The 24,437-nt window shown below is 61.4% G+C and carries 24 protein-coding genes, 1 tRNA gene and 1 pseudogene; 14 read left to right on the forward strand and 12 right to left on the reverse strand.

Features of this window, described 5'->3' with window-relative positions:
- Positions 1–103: 103 nt before the first annotated feature.
- The 5 genes from dxs to KMZ68_RS08335 form a co-directional block, all read right to left on the reverse strand.
- Complete coding sequence (gene dxs, locus KMZ68_RS08315) at positions 104–2,029, reverse strand: 1-deoxy-D-xylulose-5-phosphate synthase (protein ID WP_215615314.1); 1,926 nt, start codon at positions 2,027–2,029, stop codon at positions 104–106.
- 325 nt (positions 2,030–2,354) lie between these two features.
- Positions 2,355–3,653, reverse strand: coding sequence for a hypothetical protein (locus KMZ68_RS08320; protein ID WP_215615315.1), 1,299 nt, complete (start codon positions 3,651–3,653; stop codon positions 2,355–2,357).
- Between the two features lie 156 nt (positions 3,654–3,809).
- On the reverse strand, positions 3,810–4,061 hold the full coding sequence (locus KMZ68_RS08325) for an exodeoxyribonuclease VII small subunit (RefSeq protein WP_215615316.1): 252 nt from the start codon (positions 4,059–4,061) through the stop codon (positions 3,810–3,812).
- Positions 4,062–4,133: 72 nt separating this feature from the next.
- Positions 4,134–5,063 carry a histone deacetylase family protein gene (locus KMZ68_RS08330; protein ID WP_215615317.1) on the reverse strand — a complete coding sequence of 310 codons (930 nt, stop codon included), beginning with the start codon at positions 5,061–5,063 and terminating at the stop codon, positions 4,134–4,136.
- 274 nt (positions 5,064–5,337) lie between these two features.
- Positions 5,338–7,008: a bifunctional metallophosphatase/5'-nucleotidase gene (locus KMZ68_RS08335; RefSeq protein ID WP_215615318.1), complete on the reverse strand. Its 1,671-nt coding sequence runs from the start codon at positions 7,006–7,008 to the stop codon at positions 5,338–5,340.
- Between the two features lie 383 nt (positions 7,009–7,391).
- Here KMZ68_RS08335 and KMZ68_RS08340 point away from each other — a divergent pair, with 383 nt between their 5' ends.
- Positions 7,392–7,739, forward strand: coding sequence for a hypothetical protein (locus KMZ68_RS08340; protein ID WP_215615319.1), 348 nt, complete (start codon positions 7,392–7,394; stop codon positions 7,737–7,739).
- 88 nt (positions 7,740–7,827) lie between these two features.
- Positions 7,828–8,067: a hypothetical protein gene (locus KMZ68_RS08345; protein ID WP_215615320.1), complete on the forward strand. Its 240-nt coding sequence runs from the start codon at positions 7,828–7,830 to the stop codon at positions 8,065–8,067.
- A 431-nt stretch (positions 8,068–8,498) separates the two neighbouring features.
- On the opposite strand, the gene KMZ68_RS08350 is transcribed toward KMZ68_RS08345, so the two are convergent.
- Entirely contained in the window at positions 8,499–10,283 is a 1,785-nt protein-coding gene (locus tag KMZ68_RS08350) for an acyl-CoA dehydrogenase (protein ID WP_215615321.1), read from the reverse strand.
- 302 nt (positions 10,284–10,585) lie between these two features.
- On the opposite strand from KMZ68_RS08350, the gene KMZ68_RS08355 reads away from it, so the two are divergent.
- A tRNA-Gln gene (locus tag KMZ68_RS08355) sits at positions 10,586–10,660 on the forward strand.
- 86 nt (positions 10,661–10,746) lie between these two features.
- Here KMZ68_RS08355 and KMZ68_RS08360 read toward each other — a convergent pair.
- From KMZ68_RS08360 to KMZ68_RS08375, 5 genes and pseudogenes are all read right to left on the reverse strand, one after another.
- On the reverse strand, positions 10,747–11,121 hold the full coding sequence (locus tag KMZ68_RS08360) for a hypothetical protein (RefSeq protein ID WP_249779561.1): 375 nt from the start codon (positions 11,119–11,121) through the stop codon (positions 10,747–10,749).
- A gap of 187 nt (positions 11,122–11,308) precedes the next feature.
- Positions 11,309–11,731, reverse strand: a complete 423-nt coding sequence (locus KMZ68_RS08365; protein WP_249779622.1) for a redoxin domain-containing protein — start codon at positions 11,729–11,731, stop codon at positions 11,309–11,311.
- Between the two features lie 324 nt (positions 11,732–12,055).
- Positions 12,056–12,121, reverse strand: a pseudogene (locus KMZ68_RS26220) (GDCCVxC domain-containing (seleno)protein); the annotation flags it as partial.
- Positions 12,122–12,235: 114 nt separating this feature from the next.
- Positions 12,236–12,913: an NrsF family protein gene (locus KMZ68_RS08370; protein WP_215615323.1), complete on the reverse strand. Its 678-nt coding sequence runs from the start codon at positions 12,911–12,913 to the stop codon at positions 12,236–12,238.
- Positions 12,914–12,918: 5 nt separating this feature from the next.
- Positions 12,919–13,443 (reverse strand): sigma-70 family RNA polymerase sigma factor, encoded by a 525-nt coding sequence (locus KMZ68_RS08375; protein ID WP_249779562.1) that lies wholly within the window; start codon positions 13,441–13,443, stop codon positions 12,919–12,921.
- A gap of 280 nt (positions 13,444–13,723) precedes the next feature.
- Between KMZ68_RS08375 and KMZ68_RS08380 the strand changes: the two genes are divergently transcribed.
- The 6 genes from KMZ68_RS08380 (at position 13,724) to bufA2 (KMZ68_RS08405) (ending at position 17,175) form a co-directional block, all read left to right on the forward strand.
- Complete coding sequence (locus KMZ68_RS08380; protein ID WP_215615325.1) at positions 13,724–14,104, forward strand: thioredoxin family protein; 381 nt, start codon at positions 13,724–13,726, stop codon at positions 14,102–14,104.
- A gap of 1 nt (position 14,105) precedes the next feature.
- The gene (locus KMZ68_RS08385; protein ID WP_371741432.1) at positions 14,106–14,831 is read left to right on the forward strand and encodes a cytochrome c biogenesis CcdA family protein; all 726 of its coding nucleotides are present in this window, start codon (positions 14,106–14,108) and stop codon (positions 14,829–14,831) included.
- 160 nt (positions 14,832–14,991) lie between these two features.
- Complete coding sequence (locus KMZ68_RS08390) at positions 14,992–15,450, forward strand: DUF302 domain-containing protein (protein WP_215615326.1); 459 nt, start codon at positions 14,992–14,994, stop codon at positions 15,448–15,450.
- 125 nt (positions 15,451–15,575) lie between these two features.
- Positions 15,576–15,902: a hypothetical protein gene (locus KMZ68_RS08395; RefSeq protein ID WP_215615327.1), complete on the forward strand. Its 327-nt coding sequence runs from the start codon at positions 15,576–15,578 to the stop codon at positions 15,900–15,902.
- Between the two features lie 138 nt (positions 15,903–16,040).
- A complete protein-coding gene (locus KMZ68_RS08400) occupies positions 16,041–16,514 on the forward strand; it encodes a DoxX family protein (protein ID WP_215615328.1) in 474 nt (157 codons plus the stop codon).
- 403 nt (positions 16,515–16,917) lie between these two features.
- Entirely contained in the window at positions 16,918–17,175 is a 258-nt protein-coding gene (gene bufA2, locus KMZ68_RS08405; RefSeq protein ID WP_215615329.1) for a BufA2 family periplasmic bufferin-type metallophore, read from the forward strand.
- A 77-nt stretch (positions 17,176–17,252) separates the two neighbouring features.
- Here the strand turns inward: bufA2 (KMZ68_RS08405) and KMZ68_RS08410 are convergent, their stop codons facing one another.
- On the reverse strand, positions 17,253–19,313 hold the full coding sequence (locus tag KMZ68_RS08410; protein ID WP_215615330.1) for an adenylate/guanylate cyclase domain-containing protein: 2,061 nt from the start codon (positions 19,311–19,313) through the stop codon (positions 17,253–17,255).
- Between the two features lie 307 nt (positions 19,314–19,620).
- On the opposite strand from KMZ68_RS08410, the gene bufA2 (KMZ68_RS08415) reads away from it, so the two are divergent.
- From bufA2 (KMZ68_RS08415) to KMZ68_RS08435, 5 genes are all read left to right on the forward strand, one after another.
- A complete protein-coding gene (gene bufA2, locus KMZ68_RS08415) occupies positions 19,621–19,878 on the forward strand; it encodes a BufA2 family periplasmic bufferin-type metallophore (RefSeq protein ID WP_215615331.1) in 258 nt (85 codons plus the stop codon).
- Positions 19,879–20,040: 162 nt separating this feature from the next.
- On the forward strand, positions 20,041–20,901 hold the full coding sequence (bufB, locus tag KMZ68_RS08420; RefSeq protein ID WP_215615332.1) for an MNIO family bufferin maturase: 861 nt from the start codon (positions 20,041–20,043) through the stop codon (positions 20,899–20,901).
- A complete protein-coding gene (locus tag KMZ68_RS08425; RefSeq protein ID WP_215615333.1) occupies positions 20,898–21,683 on the forward strand; it encodes an HvfC/BufC N-terminal domain-containing protein in 786 nt (261 codons plus the stop codon). Before bufB ends, KMZ68_RS08425 begins: the two co-directional genes overlap by 4 nt.
- 49 nt (positions 21,684–21,732) lie before the next feature.
- The gene (locus KMZ68_RS08430; RefSeq protein WP_249779563.1) at positions 21,733–22,710 is read left to right on the forward strand and encodes a hypothetical protein; all 978 of its coding nucleotides are present in this window, start codon (positions 21,733–21,735) and stop codon (positions 22,708–22,710) included.
- 646 nt (positions 22,711–23,356) lie between these two features.
- On the forward strand, positions 23,357–23,932 hold the full coding sequence (locus KMZ68_RS08435) for an NAD(P)H-dependent oxidoreductase (RefSeq protein ID WP_215615334.1): 576 nt from the start codon (positions 23,357–23,359) through the stop codon (positions 23,930–23,932).
- Positions 23,933–24,437 lie beyond the last annotated feature (505 nt).

Genomic DNA, 24,437 nt, shown 5'->3' on the forward strand with positions numbered 1-24,437 from the left:
TTCGAGACGCGCAGCGTCGCTGCGCTCCTCACCAAGAGGTTTGGGACCTCATCCAGAGGAGCCCGCTGTTGCGGGCGTCTCGAAGGATGTGGCCACCGGACCGTCAGGCCAGCTTCACCGTCTCGGCCTTGAAGTCCTTGCCGAGCGTCTCGAACACCTTGGCGACGATGCCCTTGGCGTCGAGGCCGGCGCGGCCATACATCGCGGCCGGCGTATCGTGGTCGAGGAACACGTCGGGCAGCACCATCGCCCGCATCCGCAAGCCGCCGTCGAGCATGCCGTTATCGGCCAGTAGCTGCATGACATGGGAGCCGAAGCCGCCGATCGAGCCTTCCTCGATGGTGAGCAGGACTTCGTGCTCGCGCGCGAGTTTCAGGATCATGTCGGTGTCGAGCGGCTTCATGAAGCGAGCATCGGCGATCGAGGTGGAGAGGCCATGGGCGGCGAGTTCGTCGGCGGCCTTTTCGCATTCGGCCAGACGGGTGCCGAACGACAGCAGCGCGATCTTGGTGCCCTCGCGGACGATGCGGCCCTTGCCGATCTCGAGGGGAATGCCGACTTCGGGCATCTCGACGCCGCGGCCTTCGCCGCGCGGATAGCGCAGCGCGCTCGGGCGGTCGTTGATCGCCACTTGCGTCGCGACCATGTGGACCATCTCGGCTTCGTCGGAAGCCGCCATGATGACGAAGTTGGGCAGGCAGCCCAGATAGGCGTTGTCGAACGAGCCGGCATGGGTGGCGCCGTCGGCGCCGACGAGGCCGGCGCGGTCGATCGCGAAGCGCACCGGCAGGCTCTGGATCGCCACGTCATGGACGACCTGGTCGTAGCCGCGCTGCAGGAAGGTCGAATAGATCGCGCAGAACGGCTTGTAGCCTTCGGTCGCAAGACCGGCGGCGAAGGTCACCGCGTGCTGCTCGGCGATGCCGACGTCGAAGGTGCGGGTCGGGAAAGCCTTGGCGAAAATATCGATCCCGGTGCCGGACGGCATCGCCGCGGTGATGCCGATGATCTTGTCGTCCTTCTGCGCTTCCTTGACGAGGCTCTGGCCGAACACGTTCTGGTAGGCGGGCGCGTTCGGTTTTGCTTTCGCCTGGGTGCCTGTCGCGACGTCGAACTTCACCACCGCATGGTATTTGTCGGCGGAGGCTTCCGCCGGGCCGTAGCCCTTGCCCTTCTGGGTCACGACATGGACCAGGATCGGGCCGGTCTCCATGTCGCGGACGTTCTTCAGCACCGGCAGCAGGTGGTCGAGGTTGTGGCCGTCGATCGGGCCGACATAGTAGAAGCCGAGCTCTTCGAACAGCGTGCCGCCGTCCATCATGAAGCCGCGGGAATATTCTTCGACACGATTGGCGCGGTTGGCGATTATTTTCGGCAGATGGTTGCCGAGCTGCTTGGCGGCCTCGCGCAGCGTGCGATAGGTCTTGCCGGAGTAAAGCCGCGACAGATAGGCCGACATCGCGCCGACCGGCGGCGCAATCGACATGTCGTTGTCGTTGAGGATGACGATCAGCCGGGAATTCATCGCGCCGGCATTGTTCATGGCCTCATAAGCCATGCCCGCGGACATCGCGCCGTCGCCGATCACGGCGATGACGTTGTTCTTGCCGCCGGAGAGGTCGCGCGCCACCGCCATGCCGAGGCCGGCGGAGATCGAGGTCGAGGAGTGGGCGGCGCCGAACGGATCGTAATCGCTCTCGGTGCGCTTGGTGAAACCGGACAGCCCGCCGCCGGTGCGCAGGGTACGGATGCGGTCCCTGCGGCCGGTCAGGATCTTGTGCGGATAGGCCTGATGGCCGACGTCCCAGATCAGGCGGTCGCGCGGGGTGTCGAAGATGTAATGAATCGCCGTGGTCAGCTCGACGACGCCGAGGCCGGCGCCGAAATGTCCGCCGGTGACCGAGACGGCATCGATGGTTTCCTGGCGCAGTTCGTCGGCGACCTGCCGCACCTGCTCGACCTTGAGCCGGCGCAGATCGTCCGGGGTGTGGATCGTGTCGAGGAGCGGTGTCTTGCTAAATGTCGTCACAGCGATATTCCAATTTTGCATGTCGGGACAAACCTCCCGACGTAAGATGGGTTGCGCAATATCAGCGCAGCGAAGACCCGGGCGCCGGGTGCCTTGACAGCCTAGACGCGCTCCGGATCGGTCAATGTGATATGCATCACCTTTGGCGGCTTCGCCCTTCCCAGTCAATTTTATCTGCTATTTGAAGCGCTTACCGTCGCCGGAAATCGAGGGCAGGCCGCCTTCAATAGCCCATAGCCCGCCAAGCTTTACACTAAAGCTGCGGCCAAAGCCAACCCGCCGAGGTCGTGAGGCGGGGCGGAACGGGTCCGGAAAGGGCCGAATTTCAACCCCGGCGGCGCGCCGGAGGTTCCCTCCCGCTCAAATCGGCGGCATCCGCGCTACCGGAGGCGGCGGATTCGAGCCTTTTCCACGCCTGTTCCCGGGCGGCGGCGTCGCCGGTAGCGACCGCCAGGGCCGCCTCGGGCAGCGCCATGCGCTCGCGCAAAGGGATCGGCCCGCAGACGATCATGAAGAAGTCGTAGGCGTGCGGCTGCTCGTTGGCCATCACGAACTGGAAATGGACCCGGAAGAACTTCCAGCGGAACGCGTTGTAGTGTTCCGGTTTGATGATTTCACGGAACCGGACCGCCACGATGGTGGGGTTGCGTCCGGCGGCGCCGACGTCGATGCCATGGCCGGCGACCGGATCGAACGGAAAGAAATTCATCACGTCCTTGCGCGACTGGCAGTCGATCCAGTCGATCGAAGGCTCGACCGCCAGTTGCCGCAGATGGTCGCGGAAATCCTGCGACGCCGCATGAAAACCGACGATCGGGAAATTGCCGCCGATGGTAAACAGGACGATGCGCGGGCCATGCCGGCCGAGGCCCGGGTCGAGCCTGAGCGCGCGCGCCAGGATCTCGGTTCCCAGGAACGATCCCGAACTGTGGCCGACGATCACGATTTCCTCGGCGTCGCTGGAGCGCGCGGTGTCGACGAGGTATTGCGCGAAGCGATCGATGCGCTGGTCCCATTCCGGCCGCTGGCGGTGCGAGAATTCCCAGGTCCAGATCGTGTCGGACAGCAGATAGAGCAAATAGGTGGCGTTTTCGGTGTATTTCAGCAGCGAGCCGAGCAGGGCGACGAACACGGTCGTCGCCGCTGCCATGCTGAACAGGTTGGGGACGCCGAGCGCTTGCAGGCCTTTCGCGCAGGCGTAGGCAATGCCGAGCGATCCCAGCGCCTCGAGCAGCAGCAGGAAATGCGGGTAGGTGATGAAGGTCGCGAACCGCCAGTTCGCCCGCCAGAATCGTGCAATCGTGCCGCGGAACACCAGCCGCCAGTAGATCCAGACCGCATGAAAAACCGTGCTCCAGATCGGCGCCGCGAGGTCGCGCTGGATCAGGTCTTCGAAACGCAGGAAATCGTAACTGGTGCGGGTCTGCCAGTCGCCGTCCCTGGTCTCGATGGTCCAGGACGCGGTCTCGCCGTCGGATGAACTCTGCGGGCGGCTGATGGTGGCGCTGAGCTGATACAGCCGGCCGAACTTCCGCAGCTCGGTCCTGAACATGCGGTAATACTGCGCGAGCCCGCGCGGATCGTATCCCTGCACATAGATGATATGACGGTGCTGAACGCGCACGAAAAAGTGGTCCCCGGACTGACGGCGGGACTATAACAGGCTAGGTAACGCGCCAAGAGCTATTTCGGGCCTCGCCGCCCCGGTCGGCGCCGAATTCGCCAAATATTCCCATCTGTTGCCGGGGAGCGACGTCAATCCGGTCCCGACCGCCTTCCGTCACTGAACGTCGAGCGGCTCGGTGCCGGTGACCTGGCCGCTGGCGTCGGTGGTGATCTTGTCGACCCGCGCCTCGGCCTGCCGCAGCAATTCCTCGCAGCGCCGTTTCAAGGCCTCGCCGCGCTCGTAGATGGCCACCGATTCCTCCAGCGGCACCTTGCCGTCCTCGAGCCGCTTGACGATCGATTCGAGTTCCTCGATCGCGCGTTCGAAGGAGAGCTTCTTGACGTCCGTTTGGGTGTTTTCGGCCATATCGCTTTCCCGGATGCGCCCTCACGGGGCGCAGACTCAAATCCATCTATGCGGACGCATTGTGGCGGGAAATCACGCGCCCATCAATGCGCTGACGTGCGCCGCCACCGACTCTTTCAGGCCCTGCAGATCGTAGCCGCCTTCCAGCACTGAGACGATCCGGCCGCCGGCGCTGGAGTAGGCGACGTCCATCAGCTGGCGCGTGACCCAGCCGAAATCCTCGGCGTGAAGATTGAGCGACGCCAAAGGATCGCGGAAGTGCGCGTCGAAGCCGGCGGAGACGATGATCAGTTCGGGCGAAAATTTCCGCAGTTGCGGCAGGATGACGTTTTCGAACGCGGCGCGGAACTTGGCGCCGCCGTCTTCGGAGGCGAGCGGCGCGTTGACGATGGTGTCGTGCTCGCCGCGCTCGCCGCTGGCGCCGGTGCCGGGAAACAGCGGCATCTGGTGCGTCGAGCAGTACATCACTGTCGGATCGGACCAGAAGATATCCTGGGTGCCGTTGCCGTGATGCACGTCGAAATCGACAATCGCCGCGCGGGCGATGCCGTATTTGCGCTGGGCGTGGCGTGCGGCGATCGCGGCGTTGTCGAAGAAGCAGAACCCCATCGGCTTGTTGATCTCGGCGTGATGGCCCGGCGGACGGATCGCGACGAACGCATTGTCGTGCGTGCCCGACATCACCGCATCGGTGGCGGTGACCGCGCCGCCGACGCCGCGCATCACCGCTTCCCAGGTCCCCGGCGACATCGAGGTGTCGCCGTCGAGATAGATCAGCCCGCTCGACGGCGCGATATGGCGGAGTTCTCCGACATAGTGCTCGTTGTGGCAGAGCGTGACCGAATCCAGGCTGCCCTCCGGCGCTTCGCCGCGCACCAGCCTGTTGAAGCGATCTTCGGCGAGCACCTCGCCGACCGCGCGCAGCCGGTCGGAGCGCTCCGGATGGCCCGGCGGCGTGGCGTGGTCGAGACAGGCCGGATGAGTGAGAAGCAGCGTGGTCATGCAGTACCCTGGCGCGGCAAGCGCTTATGAGAAGAGACTAATCTAGGGGGTCGGCGTAGCTTGGGAAAGAGCCAGTACCTGACTATGTAAGGTTGGTGAGTCGCTTGCTGCCCATGCTTCGAGACGCTCGCGCCGCTCGCTCCTCAGCATGAGGTTGCTGTGTTTCGACAAATTGAACCTCATCCTGAGGAGGCCACGAAGTGGCCGTCTCGAAGGATGGGCTGCAATACCGATTTGTGATTTCAGTACTAGCCTTGGGGATATCTCTGCCATTTCAGTTCATTCGCACGATGCGATTCCCCGTCGCGGGCGCGATCGGGCTGTTGGCCTGGAAGTGGGCATACAAAGCATCGACGTCGTAGACGCCGACCAGCGGCGCTGCTCCTTCCGTGAACACGGTAAATCCGTCGCCGCCGACCGCGAGAAAACTGTTCACCGTCACGCGGTAGCCCGTCGACGGATCGATGCGTTGTCCGTTCAGCGACAGGCTGTCGGCGGCCACGCGGTCGCCGATCGGCCTGGCGCCGTCCCAGGTGTAGCTGAAACCCTTTGAGACCTGCAGGATCCGCGGCCGCTTCGGGTCGAGCCATTGCTGCTCGAGCATGGTCTTGATCTGCGCCCCCGTGAGCGTCAGCGTCACCAGCTGGTTGCGGAACGGCTGGCTGGCGAACACGTCGGCATAGGTCACCGCGCCGCCGTCCTTCTTCGGGATATCGCTGCGGACGCCGCCCGGATTGGTGAAGGCGATCACGGCCCCGCCATTGGCCTCGAGGCGGGTCGCGGCCAGCTGGGCGTCGGCGACGATATCGCCGAGCACGCTCTCGCCGGCCTCGTTGGGCATGCGCGACAGCGTTTCGGTGATCGAGCCCGCCGGGCGGCCGGCGATCGGGGCGGCCAGTCGGTCGTAAGCCTCGAGCAACGCGGTCTGCTCGGGATCTTTGGCGAAGGCTTCGGTGCGGACGATGACGTTGTCGGCGCGGGCGCTGATGACGTCGCGGGTGACGGGATCGAGCTTCAGATCGATCGCGGTGACGACGGTGCTGTACTTGTCGGCTGAGGTGACCAGCCGTCCGTCGATTTCGCAGACATAGGCCTGGTGGGTGTGGCCGCTGACGACGAGATCGACTGCGTGATCGAATTTCCTGACGATGTCGACGATGGGACCGGAGATATCAGGGCACTCATTATAGTCGCCGCTCGGAAAGCCGCCTTCATGGATCAGCACGACGATGGCCTCGACGCCGCGCGCCTTCAGTTCCGGCACCAGCGCGTTCACGGTATCGGCCTCGTCCCTGAATTCCAGGTCGGCGACGCCGGTCGGCGCCACCAGCTTCGGCGTGCCCTTCAACGTCAGGCCGATGAAGGCGATGGGAACGCCGTCGAACTCCCTGATCGCGTAAGGCGGAAACAGCGTCTTGCCGGTGCTCTTCTCGAAGGTGCTGGCGGCCAGATAGCGGAATTTCGCGCCCTGGAAGGGATGCGGCCCCTGGCATCCGTCGATCGCGTGACAGCCGCCATTCTGCATCCGCAGCAGCTCGTCCTTGCCCTCGTCGAATTCGTGGTTGCCGACGGAGGCAACCGCCAGGCCCATCATGCCGAGCGATTCGATGGTGGGCTCGTCGTGAAACATCGCCGACAGGAACGGGCTGGCGCCGATCAGGTCGCCGGCGGCGACGAAGATGTTGTTCTTGCTGTCCTGACGGAGCTGCCGGATCGCCGTCGCCATGTGCTCGGCGCCGCCGGCCGCGACTGTAATCTTTTTGGATTTGTCGCCGGGATCGGCGATCCGGATGCCGCCCTGCGGCGGCTGCAGATAGCCGTGGAAGTCGTTGATGGCCAGAATGCGCAGCTCGACCGGCGCGGTTTGCGCCCCTGCGCGCGACATTGGGGCGAGCGCCAACGCCAGCAGGACGGCTGCAAGGATCTGACCAAACGAATGTCTCATGGCTTTACGGTTGGAGCGGAAGCACAACGACATCATCAGGTCGCCGCCTGCCGCGTGGCCGCGCGAGTGCCGTATCCGTCGGTAATGATCAGGTGCCCGGGCATGATGCTGTCCTTGAACAAGAGGCTGCGCCTAGCGAGCGCAAGTCCACCCTACATGATCTCCGCGGCGCCCCAAACCGGCCTGGGGCGGGGGGTATATTGACGGACTTTGGCAGTGACGTACCCGTCGTCATGGCCGGGCTTCGTCCCGGCCATCCGCGCCTTCTTGGCGGAATGCGTAGGGTGGGCTAGCGAAGCGTAGCCCACCACGCTCTTTCACCGTATCGTGCTCATGATGGCGGGTTACGCTTCGCTAACCCGCCCTACGGGACCTTGAATTTGATGGACCAGGACGACCCGATCGACGAGATTTCGCGGATCGAAGCGCGGCTCGAGGAGCTTGCCGAGGTCTCCGAGCGATGCCGAAAGATTATACTGGTTTCCAAGGCGGCAATCGCCGGCGGCGGCGCATTGCTGCTGGTTATGCTGCTGGGCCTGTTCGGATCCAATCAGGTCGCCGCCATCGGATCGATTGCCGCAGTGCTGGGCGGAATCGTGGCGCTCGGATCGAACGTCAGTACGTTGCGACAGACGATGGCCGCCATCAGTGCCGCCGAGGTGCTCCGTTCGGATCTGATCGGCAGGATCGACCTTCAGGTGGTTGGCGACAGGACGATGAGACGGATTTGACGCAGCGCGCGACGAAGAAACTCCCATCGGGCGGGGTGGTGCTGCGCAAGCCGGTAGCGCCCACAGTATTGCGATGGAGCCGCGCAATTTGATCCAGCAGATCACGATTGACTTCGCGCCCTTGCTCATCCTGCTGCGCCATGGCTGCGGCAAAATAACCCGACGGGCAAAACTTCGCTTAACCCGTCGGGCAAATCAGATTTATCAGTTCGCCCGTCTCACCCGGCAAGAGGGGCGTATCGCGATCGTCACGAACGCGGGATGGGATGCGGTGGACGCGGCAGCGTCAGGCGCGCAAGGTGATCGCAGGGCGAGAAAAAACTCGTGAGCGGTGAACGGCACGCAGGACGACGGCGTTTGTTGCGTACGGCAAAACCGTGTGGTCCCGACACCCGTTGCTGGTGCCAAGCTGTCGGTGGCGAAATCGCTTCCTACCGGAGACGATCAGCCGTCAAGCCGGCAGCGACGGTGACAAGACGAATCCGTCGCCGGGGAGCGCGCGGCATAAGCCGTAAAGCCATTGCGCAGGGAATGTCGGATTGCCTCCGCTGAACCTGCATGCTCGTGTGCGTTCTCTTTCGCACATATTTGCACACGAGACCGCGGGTGCAGCGCGCATCCGGCATTCCCTGCTCCCTCTTTTCTTGAGGGACAACGTCATGCAAAACTCGGACGCATTGCGCCGCGGGATCGTTAAATCATGTTCGCTCTTCTTCCCTTCTCCCCTTGTGGGAGAAGGGAAGAAGGATCGCCGTCAGGTTACCCCAGCAGCACCGCGTCCGCGCCGTTGACCGCTTCGGCGCTGTCCATCACCGTGCGCTCCAGCGCGCCCGCCTGCACCGTGATGTTCTCGGCGAAGAACCGCGCCAGCGTGACATAGCGCTGCGGATCGCCAGCGCCTTCGCCGAGATCGCGGGCGGCGAGCGCCTCATTGGCCAGCATGCAGCCGCCGAGCGTTGATCCGAACAGCCGCAAGTAAGGCGTCGCGCCCGCCAGCGCCTCGTTTGGCGCCGAGCTGACGCGCTCCAGCAGCCATTGGCTGGTGCGCTCGAGCGAGCCCAGCGCGTCGCGCAGTTTGGCGCCGGTGGTGCCGAACGCGGGATCGTTCGAGGCTTCGACTTGCTTGACGATGCCGGAGAGTTCGTCGAGCAGGGCCCACACCGATGCGCCGCCATTGGCGGCGAGTTTGCGGGTCACGAGGTCGATCGACTGGATGCCGTTGGTGCCTTCATAGATCGCGGTGATGCGCGCATCGCGATAGTGCTGCGCGGCGCCGGTTTCCTCGATGAAGCCCATGCCGCCGTGGATCTGCACGCCGAGCGAGGTGACCTCGTTGCCGATATCGGTGGAGAAGGCCTTGGCGATCGGCGTCAGCAGCGCGCCGCGCGCGGTGGCCGCACCGCGCACCTTGGCATCGGTCGCGCGCGCGGCGACATCGAGCGCGACCGCGGTGGCGTAGCAGATGGTGCGCGCGGCGGCGGTCAGCGCGCGCATCTGCATCAGCATCCGCTTGACGTCGGGATGCACGATGATGGGGTCGGACCCATTGCCGGCTTTGCCGGCGGCGCGGCCCTGGCGGCGTTCCTGCGCAAAGGCCAGCGCCTGCTGATAGGCGCGGTCGGCGATGCCGACGCCTTCGAGCCCGACGCCGAGCCGGGCCTGGTTCATCATGGTGAACATGCAGGCCATGCCGCGGTTTTCCTCGCCGATCAGGTAGCCGACGGCGCCGCCGTGATCGCCCATGGTCATGGTGCAGGTCGGCGAGGCATGCATGCCGAGCTTGTGCTCGACGCCGCTTGGAAAGATATCGTTGCGGCTGCCCAGCGAACCGTCGGCGTTGACCAGGAATTTCGGGACCAGGAACAGCGAAATGCCCTTGGTGCCATCAGGTGCATCGGGCAGCCGCGCCAGCACGAAATGCACGATGTTGTCGGTCATGTCGTGGTCGCCATAGGTGATGAAGATCTTGCTGCCCTTGATGCGATAGGTGCCGTCGGCGGCGCGTTCGGCGCGGGTTCGCAACGCACCGACGTCAGAGCCCGCCTGCGGCTCGGTGAGCTGCATGGTGCCGGTCCATGCGCCGGTCACCATCTTCTCCAGATAGATACTCTTTAACTCGTCGCTGCCATGCGCATCCAGCGCCTCGATCGCGCTCAGCGTGAGCAGCGGGCAGAGCCCGAACGCGATGTTCGACGCGCTCCAGATCTCGGTGCAGGCGGCATTGATCGCGAGCGGAAGGCCCTGGCCGCCGAACGCTTCCGGGCCCGACACCGCGTTCCACCCCGCCGCCGCCCAGCGCTGATAGGCATCGGGCCAGCCGGGGGCGGTGGTGACCTTGTCCGCCTCGAGCTTGATGCCGTGTTCGTCGCCGATGCGGTTGAGCGGCGCCAGCACGTCGGAGGCAAATTTGCCGGCTTCCTCCAGCACGGCGGCGGTGATGTCGCCGTCGAAATCGCCGTAATGGCCGGCTTTCACGGCGGCCGCGAGGCCCGCGCCGTGGTTGAGGGCCAGCAGCATATCGTTAACAGGCGCGCGGTAGGTCATGGCGGTGTCTCGCTCAGTACGGGAACGACAGGCCGCCGTATTCCCACGAAAACCGGCTGCTCTCAACTCTCCGGGGGACGAAATCGGGACGTTAAGGCACGGCGAAGGCGTGCGTTTCGGGCCGGAATTCATCCGGCTCACCTGACGCATTACTTTAAATGTGTGACGGGGGCGCGCCGGTTCCGATTCAGCCGGAAATTCGTCCCATAGGCTGTTGAAATGGCTCAACTCCCCCTATAGACCGGCGTGGCCTGAGGGAATCCGCGGGAGAGGTCATTCCCGCCGCATTCCGGACAGTCTGTTGGGGCGTAGCCAAGCGGTAAGGCAGGGGATTTTGATTCCCCCATTCGGAGGTTCGATCCCTCCCGCCCCAGCCAGGCAGTGTGGCGTCCAGTTGAATGCTTGCCAATGGTGGGCTTTTGCGAACCAGGCACCGGTCTCCAGGCTCCAATTTCCGGCATTCTCAGACCGAGATCGCCGAGAGTCTCCGGCGGGCGTTTGAAAAACTCCCATTCATCCCATTGGCAGGTCTCTCGGTGGCAGCAAGAGTCGACAGACCGAAGCTTTCGCAATCCAAGGTGGGGTAGGGCGCCATCATCTGGGCGATATTCCGCAAGTTAAATTTCTGTTCGATGGCGACGACCCATAGATGAGCGAGCTCTCCTGCGTGAGCGCCGCCGAGAATGGATGCGCCGAGGATATGTCCGTTGCCGTGCACGACGAGCTTGACGGTGCCCGCCGTTGCACCCTCGGTTTGAGCCCGGTCGCTGGCCGAGAATGGGAGCCTCACGACTCGCAACTTCTCGCCGTATTCCTTGCGTGCGGCTTCTTCGGTCATTCCGATCTGCGCAAGTCCGGGGTCGGTGTAGGTCACCCAGGGCGAGACCCGAACTCCGAAAGCGCCTCGTAGCCGGAGCGACGCGAGGATGAGCCTCGCCGCAGCGGTTCGAGCAGGAATAATGTTTCGATGACGACGGACGCAACGACGGAGAGTCGGCGATTGGCAGACCCCATGTCCGATGCAATCATGCAAGCGTTCCGCGGATCGGATAACTCCGTTCCTGAACGAATTTGAGACCCATTAGTACCGAATTCAGTTCCGGTCGTGCAAACGGGGCATTGGAAATATCAATGATCTGGAGTCTTCCCTCGGGATTGGTGATGAACAGTGCGGGCTCGGGAAACGGGCGGTCGGTTTCCTGCGGCGATCGAGGCTTCGAGATATAGAGGCCAAGGGTGCGCATCTGGTCCAGCGACAGATCGTAGCCGACGGGGAAGCGCCATTTTTCATTCCCAGCTTCGGTCTCTGCCTTTTCCCTTGGGTCCGCTGATACCGCGGCCACTTCGGTGCCGGCGTCCATGAACCGGTCAAGAAGTCCATCGAGTGTCTTCAGATAGGTGCGGCAAATGGGGCAGTGCTTGCCGCGGTAGCGACCAGCATCTTCCAACCCCCTGCGCCCCCGATCTGCAATTCGCCGCCTCCGACCTTGGGCAGCGAGATCGTCGGAAGGATTGAACCGGCTTCTAATTTTGGAGGCGACATTCGTATTCTCCGCGCAACGATGCAAAACCCTGATTCTGTGCTTATTCAGATGCCAGTTCGTCCAAAGTGTCTGTGATGTTACGCTACGCATCCAATTAATGTCTTCAGAGTGCGTGCTCGGGCCGCCGGGGTCATGCGCAGCAGTGGGAGGAGCGCCCGCGAGGCGTGCTTCCTGGATCGGAGGGCAAGGCCGATCGCCGTATGAACAAAATACACAACAGTCGCCTGCCTTGGGTTGGAGGCGAACGCCACATCCCGTGCAGTCATAGAAGAACTGGCACGCATTCGTTGGCATCGTTTCGAGCTTTGCCGTCCCGCAATGGGGACACGCAATCAGAGCGTCAAGCGTCACTATCCAGCTCCAGGCTGGGCCAAAGGCGGGGCCCGGGATCGAGGTTAAACGTGCGAACTAATGCGCTGCCAGATTGCGGCGAACCCTTGCGACCACAGGACGCCAATCCAGGAACAATCGGCCGGCCCATCCGCAAAGAATAGTCAGCATGAAGACAGTTCCCATCTGCCAGACCAGTACCATCAAACTCGCGTCTTGATTGTGGAAGAGACGAAGACCGAAGTTGCCCAATCCCGCCGCCGCCAAGCCCCCAAGCGCCGCCGAAGCATGCGGCCAAAGCGGCGCTCCTTTTCGCAGCATGAATACCATCGCCGCGGCCGGCAGCGTTCCCACCAGTGCAATCGCCGGAATACAGATGAAATCCGAGGCAAAATTCTGTAGAGCGTTTCCGCGCAACCACAGCTGAACACAGCCTTGCCCGAGGCTGACCAGCCAAACCGACAGCGGTACCAGCGGAAGCAACAGGAAGCGGCGGTTGTATCCGGGAACGATCGACTGAAAGGCGGCAACGGCGGCACCGATCGCCGTGCAAAGCGCAGCCACCTGCTCGAGAAGAAAACGAGGATCCGCGAACTTGACAGCGAGATCGTCACGCGGAGTCATCATCATGACGATGACCGCGACATAGGGGATCGCGATCGCAAGCCACGATGCAGTTCGAACCCAAGGCGACGGAAGCCGCTGGACGGGATCCGCTTTCTCGGTCAGACACGCTATCAGCTTGTCGGTATCCATGCCCATTACTCTCTGTTAAGAGCCTTCCGCAGGTTCAAGACCGCCCGGTGGATCGAAATCTTCAGCGCTCCAACAGTCGTTCCGCTCGCCGCTGCCGCCTCCTTGAGCGACATTTCGCGCAGTTTCAGCATTTCGATCGCCTTCCTCTGACCGTCCGGCAGGTTCTTGATAGCAATCGAAAGCTCTTCCGGGTCGCGATATTCCTCGTTCTCTACATTCGTCCAATCATCGGCAAAGGTTACGGGGAGTTCGTCCACTTGGACTTCATTTGATTTGCCCCGATAATACCGTCGTGCACTGTCGATTAGCCTGTTGTGGGCGATCGTAGATAGCCATGGCATGAACGGACGTTTTGGGTCGAAAGTCGCGCGTACGGCGTGGACCGATAGGAGGATCTCCTGAACCAGGTCCTCGACTTCCTCAGCCGTGAAAAATTGCCGACGCCTTCGCACGATCTGGCGCAACTTTGGCGTGATTTCCCTCAAGAGGCGCTCATAGGCGCGCATATCGCCGGCCTGTGCGGCCTGCATGAGCGCCTCCATGGTAGGCGAACTGGAATCCCGCTTCATGTCACCGTAACAGCCTCTGGGTCTCGCAAACCATCAAGCGTACATCCTAAATGAACCGATATCCGGAGGTCGAGGGCGCAGACTAGCAGAGATCCGTCGACGGCGCGGCAAGAGCCGTGAAGACCCCGACCGGAGGTGGATGCCGGCAGACTTATATTTTGCGGCGAGCGCGTAACTTCCGCCGGCTTCGAAGCGAAACTCCAGAGCTGGCCGTCTTGGCTTCCTCGGAGATACATCGCACATGTTATTGAAATCCTTAAAGACACTGATCGCATCGGCTTTCCTTGTCGGGGGCGCGCTGGTCGCCCAGGCCGCGCAACCGTTCGATACGAGCGCGTTCCAGCAAGCGCAGGCGGCCGGGAAGTCCATCCTTGTCGATGTGACCGCACCTTGGTGTCCGACGTGCAAGCAGCAGCGGCCGATCGTGCAGGAAATCGAAAAATCGACGCCAAATCTGGTTGTCTATGAAGTGGACTTCGATAACGCGAAGGACGTCCTGAAGCGCTTTCGGGTTCAAAATCAGAGCACCCTCATCGTGTTCAAGGGCGCCAACGAGGTTGGCAGGTCCGCGGGCGACACCAATCCTGCAAGCATCAGGGCTCTTGTCTCGAAAGGGCTTTGAGGTGCCCGAAATCGGCAATCTGGCGCTCAGCTACGCCGCGGGCGCGCTATCGACTCTCTCCCCATGCGTGCTTCCATTGCTGCCGATTGTACTATTCGGCGTGCTTGAGAGGCATGCCTGGGGACCGGTTGCCCTGGCTGCCGGCCTTGCGACATCGTTCGCCGTGTTGGGTACCACGATCGCCTCCGTCGGCTTCAATATAGGTCTGGATCCCGCGGCGCTCAGATACGCCATCGCGATGCTCATGCTCGCCATGGGCGTCGTACTGCTTATCCCCGCCCTGCAGGGAAGGCTGGCGGCCTTCGCAGCTCCCGTCGCAACCGGCGGACAAACATTGCTCGATCGCATTCAGCCATCCGGACTTGGCGGACAGTTCGTACTCGGTGGTCTGCTGGGCGCCATCTGGTCGCCCTGTTCCGGTCCAACTCTCGGAGCCGCGATCGGACTTGCGGCTCAGGGTGACACCGTCATCAAGGCGGCTGCCGTGATGGCGCTCTTCGGGCTCGGAGCGGCGACGCCGATCCTGGCACTCGCCTATGGTTCCAGGCAGGCGATCCTTACCCGCCGAGATCTGCTGGCAAAGACATCGCGCATCGCAAAGCCCGTCATGGGCGTGGCGTTTGCGTTCGTCGGCGCATTCGTACTTACCGGCATCGACAAGATTGTGGAAACGTCGTTGACGAATGCGCTGCCGGATTGGCTGACAGCTCTAACCACTCGGCTGTGAAACCATCGAACTACGCGGAAAGAAGCAAAGGAAAGCCATCGCAGCAGGCATGGCAATGATGGCCTGGCTCACGGCAGGGTAGCGACGAATGCGAGATGCACGCCCGTCAGATTTCGTCGTCCAAGCGAAAGGACAAACCATGGTACGATTGGCACTTTCGATGGCGGCAGTGTTCATCGGCCTTTCGGCAGCTTCCGCAGGCACCGTCAAGACGCGCGCAGGGTGGGCCGTCATCGACACACGGCAATCCTTCCAGGCGCTGGTCGAGCGGCTTGAGGCAACCGTAAAATCTGAGAAAATGGGTATCGTAACCTCGGCGAGCGCGTCCGAGGGGGCGAAGGCGGCAGGCGTCGCGATTCCGGGAAACAAGGTGTTCGGCGTGTTCCGAAACGACTTCGCGCGACGGATGCTGGGTTCGAGCGTGGCCGCCGGCATAGAGGCTCCCATTCGCATGTACGTCACGGAAAATCAGGACGGTACGGCGACGCTTTCCTACAAGAAGCCCAGCACTGTGTTTGCGCCCTATGCCGATGAAGGCGGAGATGCACTTAAATCGGTCGGCGCAGAGCTGGACGCGATATTCGCCAGAATCGCCGAGCGGACAACTTCCGATAAGTAACGTTCGACCAATGCCGGATCGGTGCAAGCATATGTTCCAGCCCATGCGGCATGTGAACTTCGAAGCAAAATCCCACGGAACAACGCGCCGATGCCGTCGGACTGGATGCCGATGGTCGGCGGGTATTGCTGGAAGACGGGCGTTCAGTGTCAGGCGATCTGATTTCCGTCGACGTCGGCGCGGTAACCGACACATCGAAGGCGCCGCGAAACAACGGGTTGCTTGTTTCCGTAAAGCCGATGGATGAATTCGAGAATTTCTGGCCGATGATCGAGCAACGGATGAAATCCGATTCGGGCATCCGGATCGCGGTGGTCGGCGCCGGCGCAGCGGGCGTCGAGCTTGCGCTCGCAATTCGATATCGGCTGGATCAGATGAACGCGGGGACCGACAAGCGTGCCGGGGTCGTCTTGGTGGAGAGGGACCGATTTGAGGACGGCAATTCCGGATAGACCACGCCGAGGCAAAGTTTCGACCGGCGCAGTCCAGGCAAGATATTCGTCGTTTGCCGTATTGCAGCAAGTAACAAATCCGGCTCCCGAAGCGAACCCAGAGGGACGGTCCAGGGTGGCGAATACCAGGGAGAGACCATGAAATCGATCGTATTTCTGTTAATAGCGCTGCCGGCGCAGATTGCTTCATATTTTCCGTGGATCGGACCGCTGATCATGCGGCTTGTCGTCGGTTACGTATTCATGCTCACCGGCTGGGCCAAGCTCAACAATCTTCCCCAGATGATCCAGAACTTCTCTGAATGGGGAATCCCGTTTCCCGCCATTCTGACGCCGTTCGTCTCCGCCGTGGAATGCTTCGGCGGCGCCATGCTGATCCTGGGATTGTTTACCCGTATCCCGGCGGCCATGCTGACGGTCGTTATGATCGTCGCGATCAAGGCGGCAAAATGGGAAAACGCGGATTCCCTGGAAACGTTGCTTGGATTTGAGGAGGCGACCTACCTGGCGGCCTTCCTTTGGCTCGCGATCGCGGGGCCAGGCGCAGCCTCCCTTGACCGGCTGCTACTGCGGCTGACCGGCCAGGAAAGTGAGCGATCGAAGCTCGTTTGAGCAGACCAGAGTCGGCTTGAGCAAGCGTCCGCAGAAAATGGTTTTGCACCTGCCCTCTGAGAAACGCACCTGAGCCGCTTTCGCTGATTGTGTGAATTCGCGTTGGTGAGGATCAGCGTCACGGGGTTTCGCCTGCCGGGGGCTAAGGAAAAAATAGCCGCGGGTAGGTGTAACAATCCGGACTGCTCAATCGAAACATATCGCAGGCAACCGGTGAAAGGATCGAGGCGCAAGCAAAACCCACCGGCCATGACGACTTGGTGTGTGTAGGGAAATTTGACTTCGATATCGATCACACGTCGGTTGCCGAAGACGTTGCTCGGGGTTCTTTGAAGGCCGGATCAGTCAGCCTGGCTCGATAACGACCCTTTTCATTACCAACCCAAGTCTGGAGGAAAATATCATGAAGCTTAGCTCAAAGTCCGGTGCCACTCTCGCTGCTGCTGCCGCTACTCTGTTCCTGGCCGGTGCCACCATGTCGACCGTGACTTACGCGGCGGGTGAAGGTCACTGCGTCGGCGCAAATGCCTGCAAGGGCCAGAGCGCCTGCAAGAGCGCTTCGAACGCCTGCAAGGGCCAGAATGCCTGTAAGGGCCAGGGGTTCTCGGAGTTGACCAAGGAAAAATGCGCCGCAGTGAAGGGCAAATTCAAGGCGGGCTAATCGCCTTCGTCCCGATCCAAGGGGCCCGGCTGCGCGCCGGGCCCTTTTTTTTTGGCTAAAAGCGCGCTTTGGCCAAATTACTTTCTTTGCGCAATTGTGGTGTCATCCCAGTCGTCGCCCGTTGGCGTTTCGAGTTGCGTTTTGCAGCGTTCGATCATTACTGATGATGCCTGGTCTTGATTTCGAAGGTTCACGACCTTCTCAAAATCGAGAATTGCGGCGGCAAAATCACGTGCCCGATAAGACACAAGGCCGGATTCGTAATGCTCCACCCAACTGGGAACGTCCGCGAATTCGTCGGCCATACCCAACAATTCATAAATCCGCAGCCCCCCAGACCGACCGTAGACGGCCAGCCGATCGAGCTCGCGAACGAGTATTTGATTGCCAGCCAGCCGGCGCGTTTCCGGTCCAATGATGATCCGGGATCCGTAGAGCTTGTTGGTGCCCTCGAGGCGGCTTGCGATATTTACCGCGTCACCAATGACCGTATAATTCAATCTGACTTCCGATCCGATGTTACCGACCAGCATTTCGCCGGAGTTGATACCGATACGAATCGTCACGGCTGCGCCCTCATCGTCGACGAGAGCGAGCTCTCCAACCGCCTGCTGGCACGCCAGCGCGGCCCGGCAGCAGTCGACGGCATGATCGGGGTTAAGCGCAGGCGCTCCCCAAAATGCCATCACGGCATCGCCAATGAACTTGTCGATGGTGCCGCCATGGCGCTGAACCTGCGCCGATACCGAGTCGAAATAGCGGGACAGCAAGGGGATGATCCGATCACCCATGCGTTCCGACATTCCGGTAAAGCCTGCCAGGTCGACGAACATCACGCTCATCGATCGCACGGCGCCGCCGAGGCGCGCACCGCCGCCGTCGCTTATTAGACGCTTAACCAGATCGGCAGGGATGTATTTTCTGAACGCAGCGAGCCCCTGCGCCATATCTCCGATAGCTCCGGACAGGTTCTCGATCTCGGTCAGCCGCGACGGATGCCGTTCGACCTTTTCGAGATCGAATCGTTCGACGTGCCTGATTTCGTTGACAACCTTGAGGAGCGGGCCTGCGATCAGACGCTGGGCGAACCAGGCTGAGAACAGGCCGGCGGCAATGATCAGAGCCGCAAGGCCTACGAGCAGTCTCTGGATCGTCATCCGGACCGGTCCCAGAAACTCTGATTCAGGAACAACCGTCACCAGTGACCAGCCCGGAAACGAAATCGGCGTCAGTACCGCTTCGTAGGCTTGATCACCTTGAAGAACCCGCGTGCGATAGGCGTCTCCCTGCTCGGGGTCATAGCTCAGTGCGGATTGCCGGGCTGCAATCACCGCGACCGGAAAGAGCGGATGGTTGGTCTTGAGCGCGTTGATCTCGTCGGCGTCTGGGTCCGGCGAGGCGATGGCCGCACCGCTACGATCGAGGATGAAGGCTCCCGCCGACTTTCCAACCGTGAGCTGCGACAGGAATCGCGACACCCGGGTCAGTTCGATGACGATGCTGAGCACGCCCTGGCGCTTCTGATCGATGTCGATCGGACCGGCAAGCGCCACGGCAAGCCGGTCGCTTCCGGGCTGGCTGGTGAGATTGAACCAGCGCGGTCCCACCGATTGCATCGCCTCGTCGAACCATTCCTGCTTGATGACGGAATACGACGTTTCTTCGGATCGGGTGTCCTTGAAGCGGAGATCGCCGTCGACCAGCTCATAGCGGTCGATCCGCAGCTTCAACTGACTGTCGGGAGCTTTCTCGGGAAGTTCCAGCATCTCGACAGCCGCGTCGCCGAGTTTGTGAACAGCAGAGAGCGATCCGTCCGGCCAGCCGAACACCACCCATGAAATGGTCGGCTGGGCCTGCAACTGCGAGAGGAAAACGAACCTGCGTTTCTCGGCTTCCCGCGGATCGAGGACGCCGCCCTGAAACAGGGTGCGGACGGCGGCATGGGCGGATCTGGCCTCCGTCGTGATCGACTGCAGCTCATCGCCGACGGCAGAGACGATCTGCTCGTTGATCGTGGTGGCAAGCGTCTGGCTGGTTTGTTCGGCGGTTCTCCACCACAGCAGATGAACGCCTACAGCGCTGACGATGATAGACGCCAGCACAAGTCCTGAAATAGCGCTGCGAATTCCGATGCGCATGCCGTCACCTTCGCTGCGGACTACCGCGACAGATTCGCGAGCATATCGTCAATGGCGGTCGGAAGCCTATCCGGCAACCAGTCTCGGAGCGCCAATCTGGGGAAGCGTATCCGTCCTGAACCCTCGAGAATTGGCCGATGATCCGGAATTCGGGGGTCCGGTCGAGGGGATCACCAAATAAATTCGAACTGCGGCGTAACCAACAGCAAACCTTGTGCGTACCTATGCTGGGTACAGGCCGGTCGGCTGGAGATCATTCGGCGGCCCAGGCCTGTCCTTGTCAGAACCCCATTTAGGAGGAATGCTCATGAAACTTACTTCCCGGTCCGGCGCCGCCATCGCCGCCGCAGCCGCAAGCCTGTTCCTGGCGGGAACGACGCTGTCGACGGTTGCCTATGCGGCCGGCGAAGGTCACTGCGTCGGCGCAAATGCCTGCAAGGGCCAGAGCGCCTGCAAGAGCGCTTCGAACGCCTGCAAGGGCCAGAATGCATGCAAGGGCCAGGGCTTCTCGGCGATGACCAAGGAAAAATGTGCCGCGGTGAAGGGCAAGTTCCAGCCGGGTTGATCTGTCCTGTTCGGGAGCTACAGGCCACAGGCTCATTTTCGTGGCAATCCGGACCGTTCCAAGGCGCCAGAGAGCGATATGGCCGGTGTCCATCGCCGGCCCGCCACCAGCAGAGGCCAAATGAACATTGCAGGCAAATCGTCGCAACCGACTTTGCAACCGATGACAGGTCGTCAGATCGATGCGGGCAAGCCGCCGTTTCTCGGCTTTGGGCTCGGGCTGCGTGCGCAGCACTATGATGAGATCCTCAGCGGAAATCCGCCGATCGACTGGTTCGAGATCATCAGCGAAAACTACATGCTGCCGGGTGGCCAACCGCTTCGGGTGCTGGACAAGATTCGTGCGCGCTACCCGGTGGTGATGCACGGCGTGTCGCTTTCGATCGCGTCGACGGCGCCGCCCAATTTCGAGTATTTGCGGGAGTTGCGTGATCTCGCGCGCCGGGTCGAACCGCAGTGGATATCGGACCATTTGTGCTGGACCGGTGTGCATGGCAAGAACCTGCACGATCTGCTGCCGATACCATACACCCGCGAGGCGCTCGATCACGTGGTGGACCGCGTTCAGCTGGTTCAGGACTATCTCGGCCGCGCCCTGGTGATCGAGAATGCCTCGACCTATGTGCAGTTCAACAATTCCGAAATGACGGAGTGGGAATTCATCTCGGAGCTCGCACGCCGCTCCGGATGCTGGCTGCTGTTCGATGTCAACAATGTCTATGTCAGCGGCTTCAACCACGGATTCGACCCCTATGCCTTCCTTGAAGGCATTCCGGCGGACCGGGTGGTCCAGTTTCACATGGCCGGGCATAGCCATATGGGCACCCACATCATCGATACCCACGATCATCCGGTGTGCGAAGATGTCTGGGACCTCTACGCCGCAGCCCTGAAGCGCTTCGGTCGCGTCTCGACCATGATCGAGCGCGACGACAATATCCCGCCACTCGACGAGCTCATTGTCGAAGTCAACCGGACCCGGGAGATCGCCGGGAAGGTCTTGGCGGATGGACAAACGGGATGAGCGATCTGGCGCGGCAACAGAGCGAGTTTCAGCGCTGCATATTGGCCGGTGAAGACTCTGTTCTCACGGAAATTCTCGATAGCCCGCGGGAAAGGCGCGACGTGCTGCTTGGGGTTTACAGGCATGCTTACGGTTCGCGGCTGGTCGAGGCCATGCGCAACGACCACAAGCTGCTGCACAGCTATCTCGGCGACGAGATGTTTGATGAGATGGGGTATGCCTATGTCGCGGCGAACCCCTCGCAGCATCCGAACCTGCGCTGGTTTGCGCAAGCTCTTCCGGAATTTCTGAAATCATCGGCACCCTACAGCAATTACCCCATCCTGTCCGATCTTGCCGCGCTTGAAAAAGCCCTCAACGATGCTTTCGATGCCAAGGATGCGCCGACGCTTGCCGTTGCCGATATGGCCGGTTTTGCTCCGGAGGTCTGGAACGATCTCGAATTCATGTCCCACCCCAGTGCCATCAGGCTCGACCTGAGCACCAATGTGTCCGCAGTCTGGCTGGCGCTCAAGAATGACGAGACCCCGCCGGATGCCGTGGCGCTGAAAGAGCCCAGCCGCCTCCTGATATGGCGCCAGGACGTGACGCCGATGTTCCGCGAGCTTTCCACCGAAGAAGCGATGATGTGGGACGAGGCCGCGCGCGGAATTCCGTTCGGGGTGCTTTGCTCGATGTTGGCGACCTATGACGACCCCGAAGGCGCTGCAGCCAGAGGTGCCGGCTACCTGCACGGCTGGGTGACGGCGGGACTTCTGGCGGATGTTTCCGGCGACAAGTGAAAGTCGGGTGCATGAGCGGAGGCAAGCTCAGGCTTCCATGTGTCTCCAGATGAGGGATATCGAAAGATCGAACGGTATCGTGCCGGCCGTGATCGCAGTGCTGGCGCTGCTCGTGCTGTGTCCGTTGCGCGCAGATGCGCAATCGGAATTCCTGCGCGGCGATCGAATGCCGTACGATGCATTCGACGGGCTCGACAAGATCGACCTCGATGTTTCCGGCGGCGTGATTCATGCCGCATTTGCCCCCGGCGACCTTTCGCTGCCAAAGGACAAGGTTCTGGATTGGGTGAGAGCGGCGGCCCGTGCCGTTTCGACCTATTACGGGCGGTTTCCCGTCAAATCGCTGAAGCTCCTGCTGGTGCCGGTCGACGGTCAGCGTGTCCGGGGCGGGACCACATGGGGCTATCGCGGCGCCGCCATTCGGGTGCTGCTCGGTCGCGATTCCACCGAGGAGGATCTCCGCCGCGACTGGATCATGGTCCACGAGATGGTGCATCTGGCTCTTCCCGACGTGCAGCGGCGCTATAGCTGGTTATCGGAAGGACTGGCGGTGTATATCGAGCCGATCGCGCGCGTACAGGCCGGAGACTTGGCCGCAAAATCCATCTGGCAAGCGATGATGCGGGACATGCCCAAGGGGTTGCCGCAGGCCGGCGATCAGGGACTCGACAATACCGATAGCTGGGGCCGGAAATACTGGGGTGGTGCCATGTTCTGCCTGCTGGCCGATATAGAAATTCGCAAGCGGACATCCAACCGGCTCGGCCTGCGAGATGCGATGCAAGGTGTCATCGCGGCCGGCGGCAGTCATGAGGTCAATTGGCCCATCGAGCGCATTCTCTCGACCGCCGACAAGGCGGTCGGCGTGGATGTGCTTACAGATCTCCACAAGCTGATGGGACCGAAGCCCACTGCACCCGATCTCGATAGCCTTTGGCTTGAACTGGGACTAACGATGCGTGGAGGTCATTTGAATTTTGATAATGTTGCACCGCTTGCAGCGATCCGAGAGTCTATCACCGAGTAATCCGTTTTCCGGAATGTCTCAAAAGGCGCCGGTTATGCATCAAATCTAATGTCACCAGCACGAGAAAGCCGAGACCGCTTGAGCGTGCGAACAATCTCTTCTGCTGATTTCTCTTTCGCAGCCGAACGCGGATCGGACTGTCTGCGTTTCCATGCTCTGACGTTATCTTGTTCCTTCTTGTCTCCAGAGCAATGAGATTCCCTGTTCTTGGTACTCAATTGCCTGTTCTGCAAAGAGTTTTACCTGATATCGCGGATAGGGAATCTTGCGAGAAAGCCCCTTAGCATCGGGATTTCTTGCCGTGCAAGAAGTTCCCTGTTTGCAGGGGATTTGGCTCGGAGACTGGTGCGATCAGCACCGCGTTGCCAGTCAGGCAGTGCGGCGCCCGGAGAACAAGACTTGTTACTCGCAGAAAGGCAACTTTATCGAAGTTCTTTGCCCGAGCTGCATATGCGCGTTAGTTCTTGTACGCCTGTCGACGGCCCTCTGTCCGAGTGGCAGGAGTGGCTCGATACACCGCAAGATCTCTTATAGTATCCTTTGCACCCGTTTTCGGTTTCGACTATCGGCGCCGAAGCGCGCGCGTGTCAAAACGCGAACGATTTGACCGCCTGTCCAAAATGACGACCATACGAGTCATACTGCCATGCGAATACTTGTCCTCAATGCCCATCCAGACCAAGGTAGCTTCAGTGATGCCGTAGCAGCAGCCTATGTGGAAGGTGCTGGCGAGATGGGTCACGAGGTGAAGAGCGTCATGCTCCGTGAGCTGCAGTTCGATTTAGTGTTGCGTGGCGGTTATCACAGCAACAAACCTCTCGAACCCGATATCGCGCAACAACAAGAACTTATTAGCTGGTGCCAGCATCTTGTCGTGATATCGCCGAACTGGTGGTGGGCAGCGCCTGCCCTTCTCAAGGGCTACGTCGACCGCGTTTTCCTGCCGGAGTTCGCGATGCGCTATCACGCCCGCTTTCCCTACGTGGAACCGCTCCTGCGCGGGCGGTCGGCGCGCGTCATTTACACCCAGAACTCGCCGAGGCTCGTCGGCTGGCTTTTTCGCGGGGACCTGTTCTGGCGGTGGATCTCTCACGCGGTGCTCGGGCATTGCGGATTTCACCCCGTGAGGCGTCTTGCGATGTATGGTGCAAAGGATGCATCGGCCGCATGCAAGTCTCACTTTCTGGACTCGGCGCGAAAACTGGGGCGCGGCGGAGCGTAGAAGGGAGGTCTGCGCACCCAAATCGTGAGACGAGTCCAGGTCCGAGCAACGGGTGCGTCGGATCGAGCGCCGTGATCTGCTCACCCGATGATTCGTCAGACTCTCGAGAGGAAATTTCGATGTGCCCTTGCTGGAAGGGATCGACTGGCGTGCACCATGGGTGCAGTGAAGCGAACGGCGCGACGCTTTCTGTTGCGTGCTGATGCAGCGGCAACACCGAGAGCCCGGGAACGAGGCCCGGTGCAGACGGCGCGCGCTGTGTCGATTATCACATGTTCGGTGTTATCTGGCCCGCCCCGTGGCCCGAGCTGGCGGTCTGTTGCATTGGAGGCCCTTAGGCTATTATAATCCGACCAGCCGTTCAAACAATTTCTGCATATGATTTGCATTTTTATTTTGGAGGGGCCCGGCGATTCTTGAAAAGATGATGGCGCGGAGGTCAGTCTGCGTCGAATGTGGGTGCGACAGGCCGATGAAGCGGTGCGGGAAATCGAGCCGAGACGAC

The organism is Bradyrhizobium sediminis, from assembly GCF_018736105.1.
Lineage (GTDB): Bacteria > Pseudomonadota > Alphaproteobacteria > Rhizobiales > Xanthobacteraceae > Bradyrhizobium.

Coding starts and splice junctions, on each gene's coding strand:
- KMZ68_RS08325 (WP_215615316.1), bottom strand. CDS start 4,061: ATGGCCGAAAACACCCAAACGGACGTCAAGAAGCTCTCCTTCGAACGC.
- KMZ68_RS08330 (WP_215615317.1), bottom strand. CDS start 5,063: ATGACCACGCTGCTTCTCACTCATCCGGCCTGTCTCGACCACGCCACG.
- KMZ68_RS08335 (WP_215615318.1), bottom strand. CDS start 7,008: ATGAGACATTCGTTTGGTCAGATCCTTGCAGCCGTCCTGCTGGCGTTG.
- KMZ68_RS08340 (WP_215615319.1), top strand. CDS start 7,392: ATGGACCAGGACGACCCGATCGACGAGATTTCGCGGATCGAAGCGCGG.
- KMZ68_RS08350 (WP_215615321.1), bottom strand. CDS start 10,283: ATGACCTACCGCGCGCCTGTTAACGATATGCTGCTGGCCCTCAACCAC.
- KMZ68_RS08360 (WP_249779561.1), bottom strand. CDS start 11,121: ATGACCGAAGAAGCCGCACGCAAGGAATACGGCGAGAAGTTGCGAGTC.
- KMZ68_RS08370 (WP_215615323.1), bottom strand. CDS start 12,913: ATGGATACCGACAAGCTGATAGCGTGTCTGACCGAGAAAGCGGATCCC.
- KMZ68_RS08375 (WP_249779562.1), bottom strand. CDS start 13,443: ATGCAGGCCGCACAGGCCGGCGATATGCGCGCCTATGAGCGCCTCTTG.
- KMZ68_RS08380 (WP_215615325.1), top strand. CDS start 13,724: ATGTTATTGAAATCCTTAAAGACACTGATCGCATCGGCTTTCCTTGTC.
- KMZ68_RS08390 (WP_215615326.1), top strand. CDS start 14,992: ATGGCGGCAGTGTTCATCGGCCTTTCGGCAGCTTCCGCAGGCACCGTC.
- KMZ68_RS08400 (WP_215615328.1), top strand. CDS start 16,041: ATGAAATCGATCGTATTTCTGTTAATAGCGCTGCCGGCGCAGATTGCT.
- bufA2 (WP_215615329.1), top strand. CDS start 16,918: ATGAAGCTTAGCTCAAAGTCCGGTGCCACTCTCGCTGCTGCTGCCGCT.
- KMZ68_RS08410 (WP_215615330.1), bottom strand. CDS start 19,313: ATGCGCATCGGAATTCGCAGCGCTATTTCAGGACTTGTGCTGGCGTCT.
- bufA2 (WP_215615331.1), top strand. CDS start 19,621: ATGAAACTTACTTCCCGGTCCGGCGCCGCCATCGCCGCCGCAGCCGCA.
- bufB (WP_215615332.1), top strand. CDS start 20,041: ATGACAGGTCGTCAGATCGATGCGGGCAAGCCGCCGTTTCTCGGCTTT.
- KMZ68_RS08425 (WP_215615333.1), top strand. CDS start 20,898: ATGAGCGATCTGGCGCGGCAACAGAGCGAGTTTCAGCGCTGCATATTG.
- KMZ68_RS08430 (WP_249779563.1), top strand. CDS start 21,733: ATGAGGGATATCGAAAGATCGAACGGTATCGTGCCGGCCGTGATCGCA.
- KMZ68_RS08435 (WP_215615334.1), top strand. CDS start 23,357: ATGCGAATACTTGTCCTCAATGCCCATCCAGACCAAGGTAGCTTCAGT.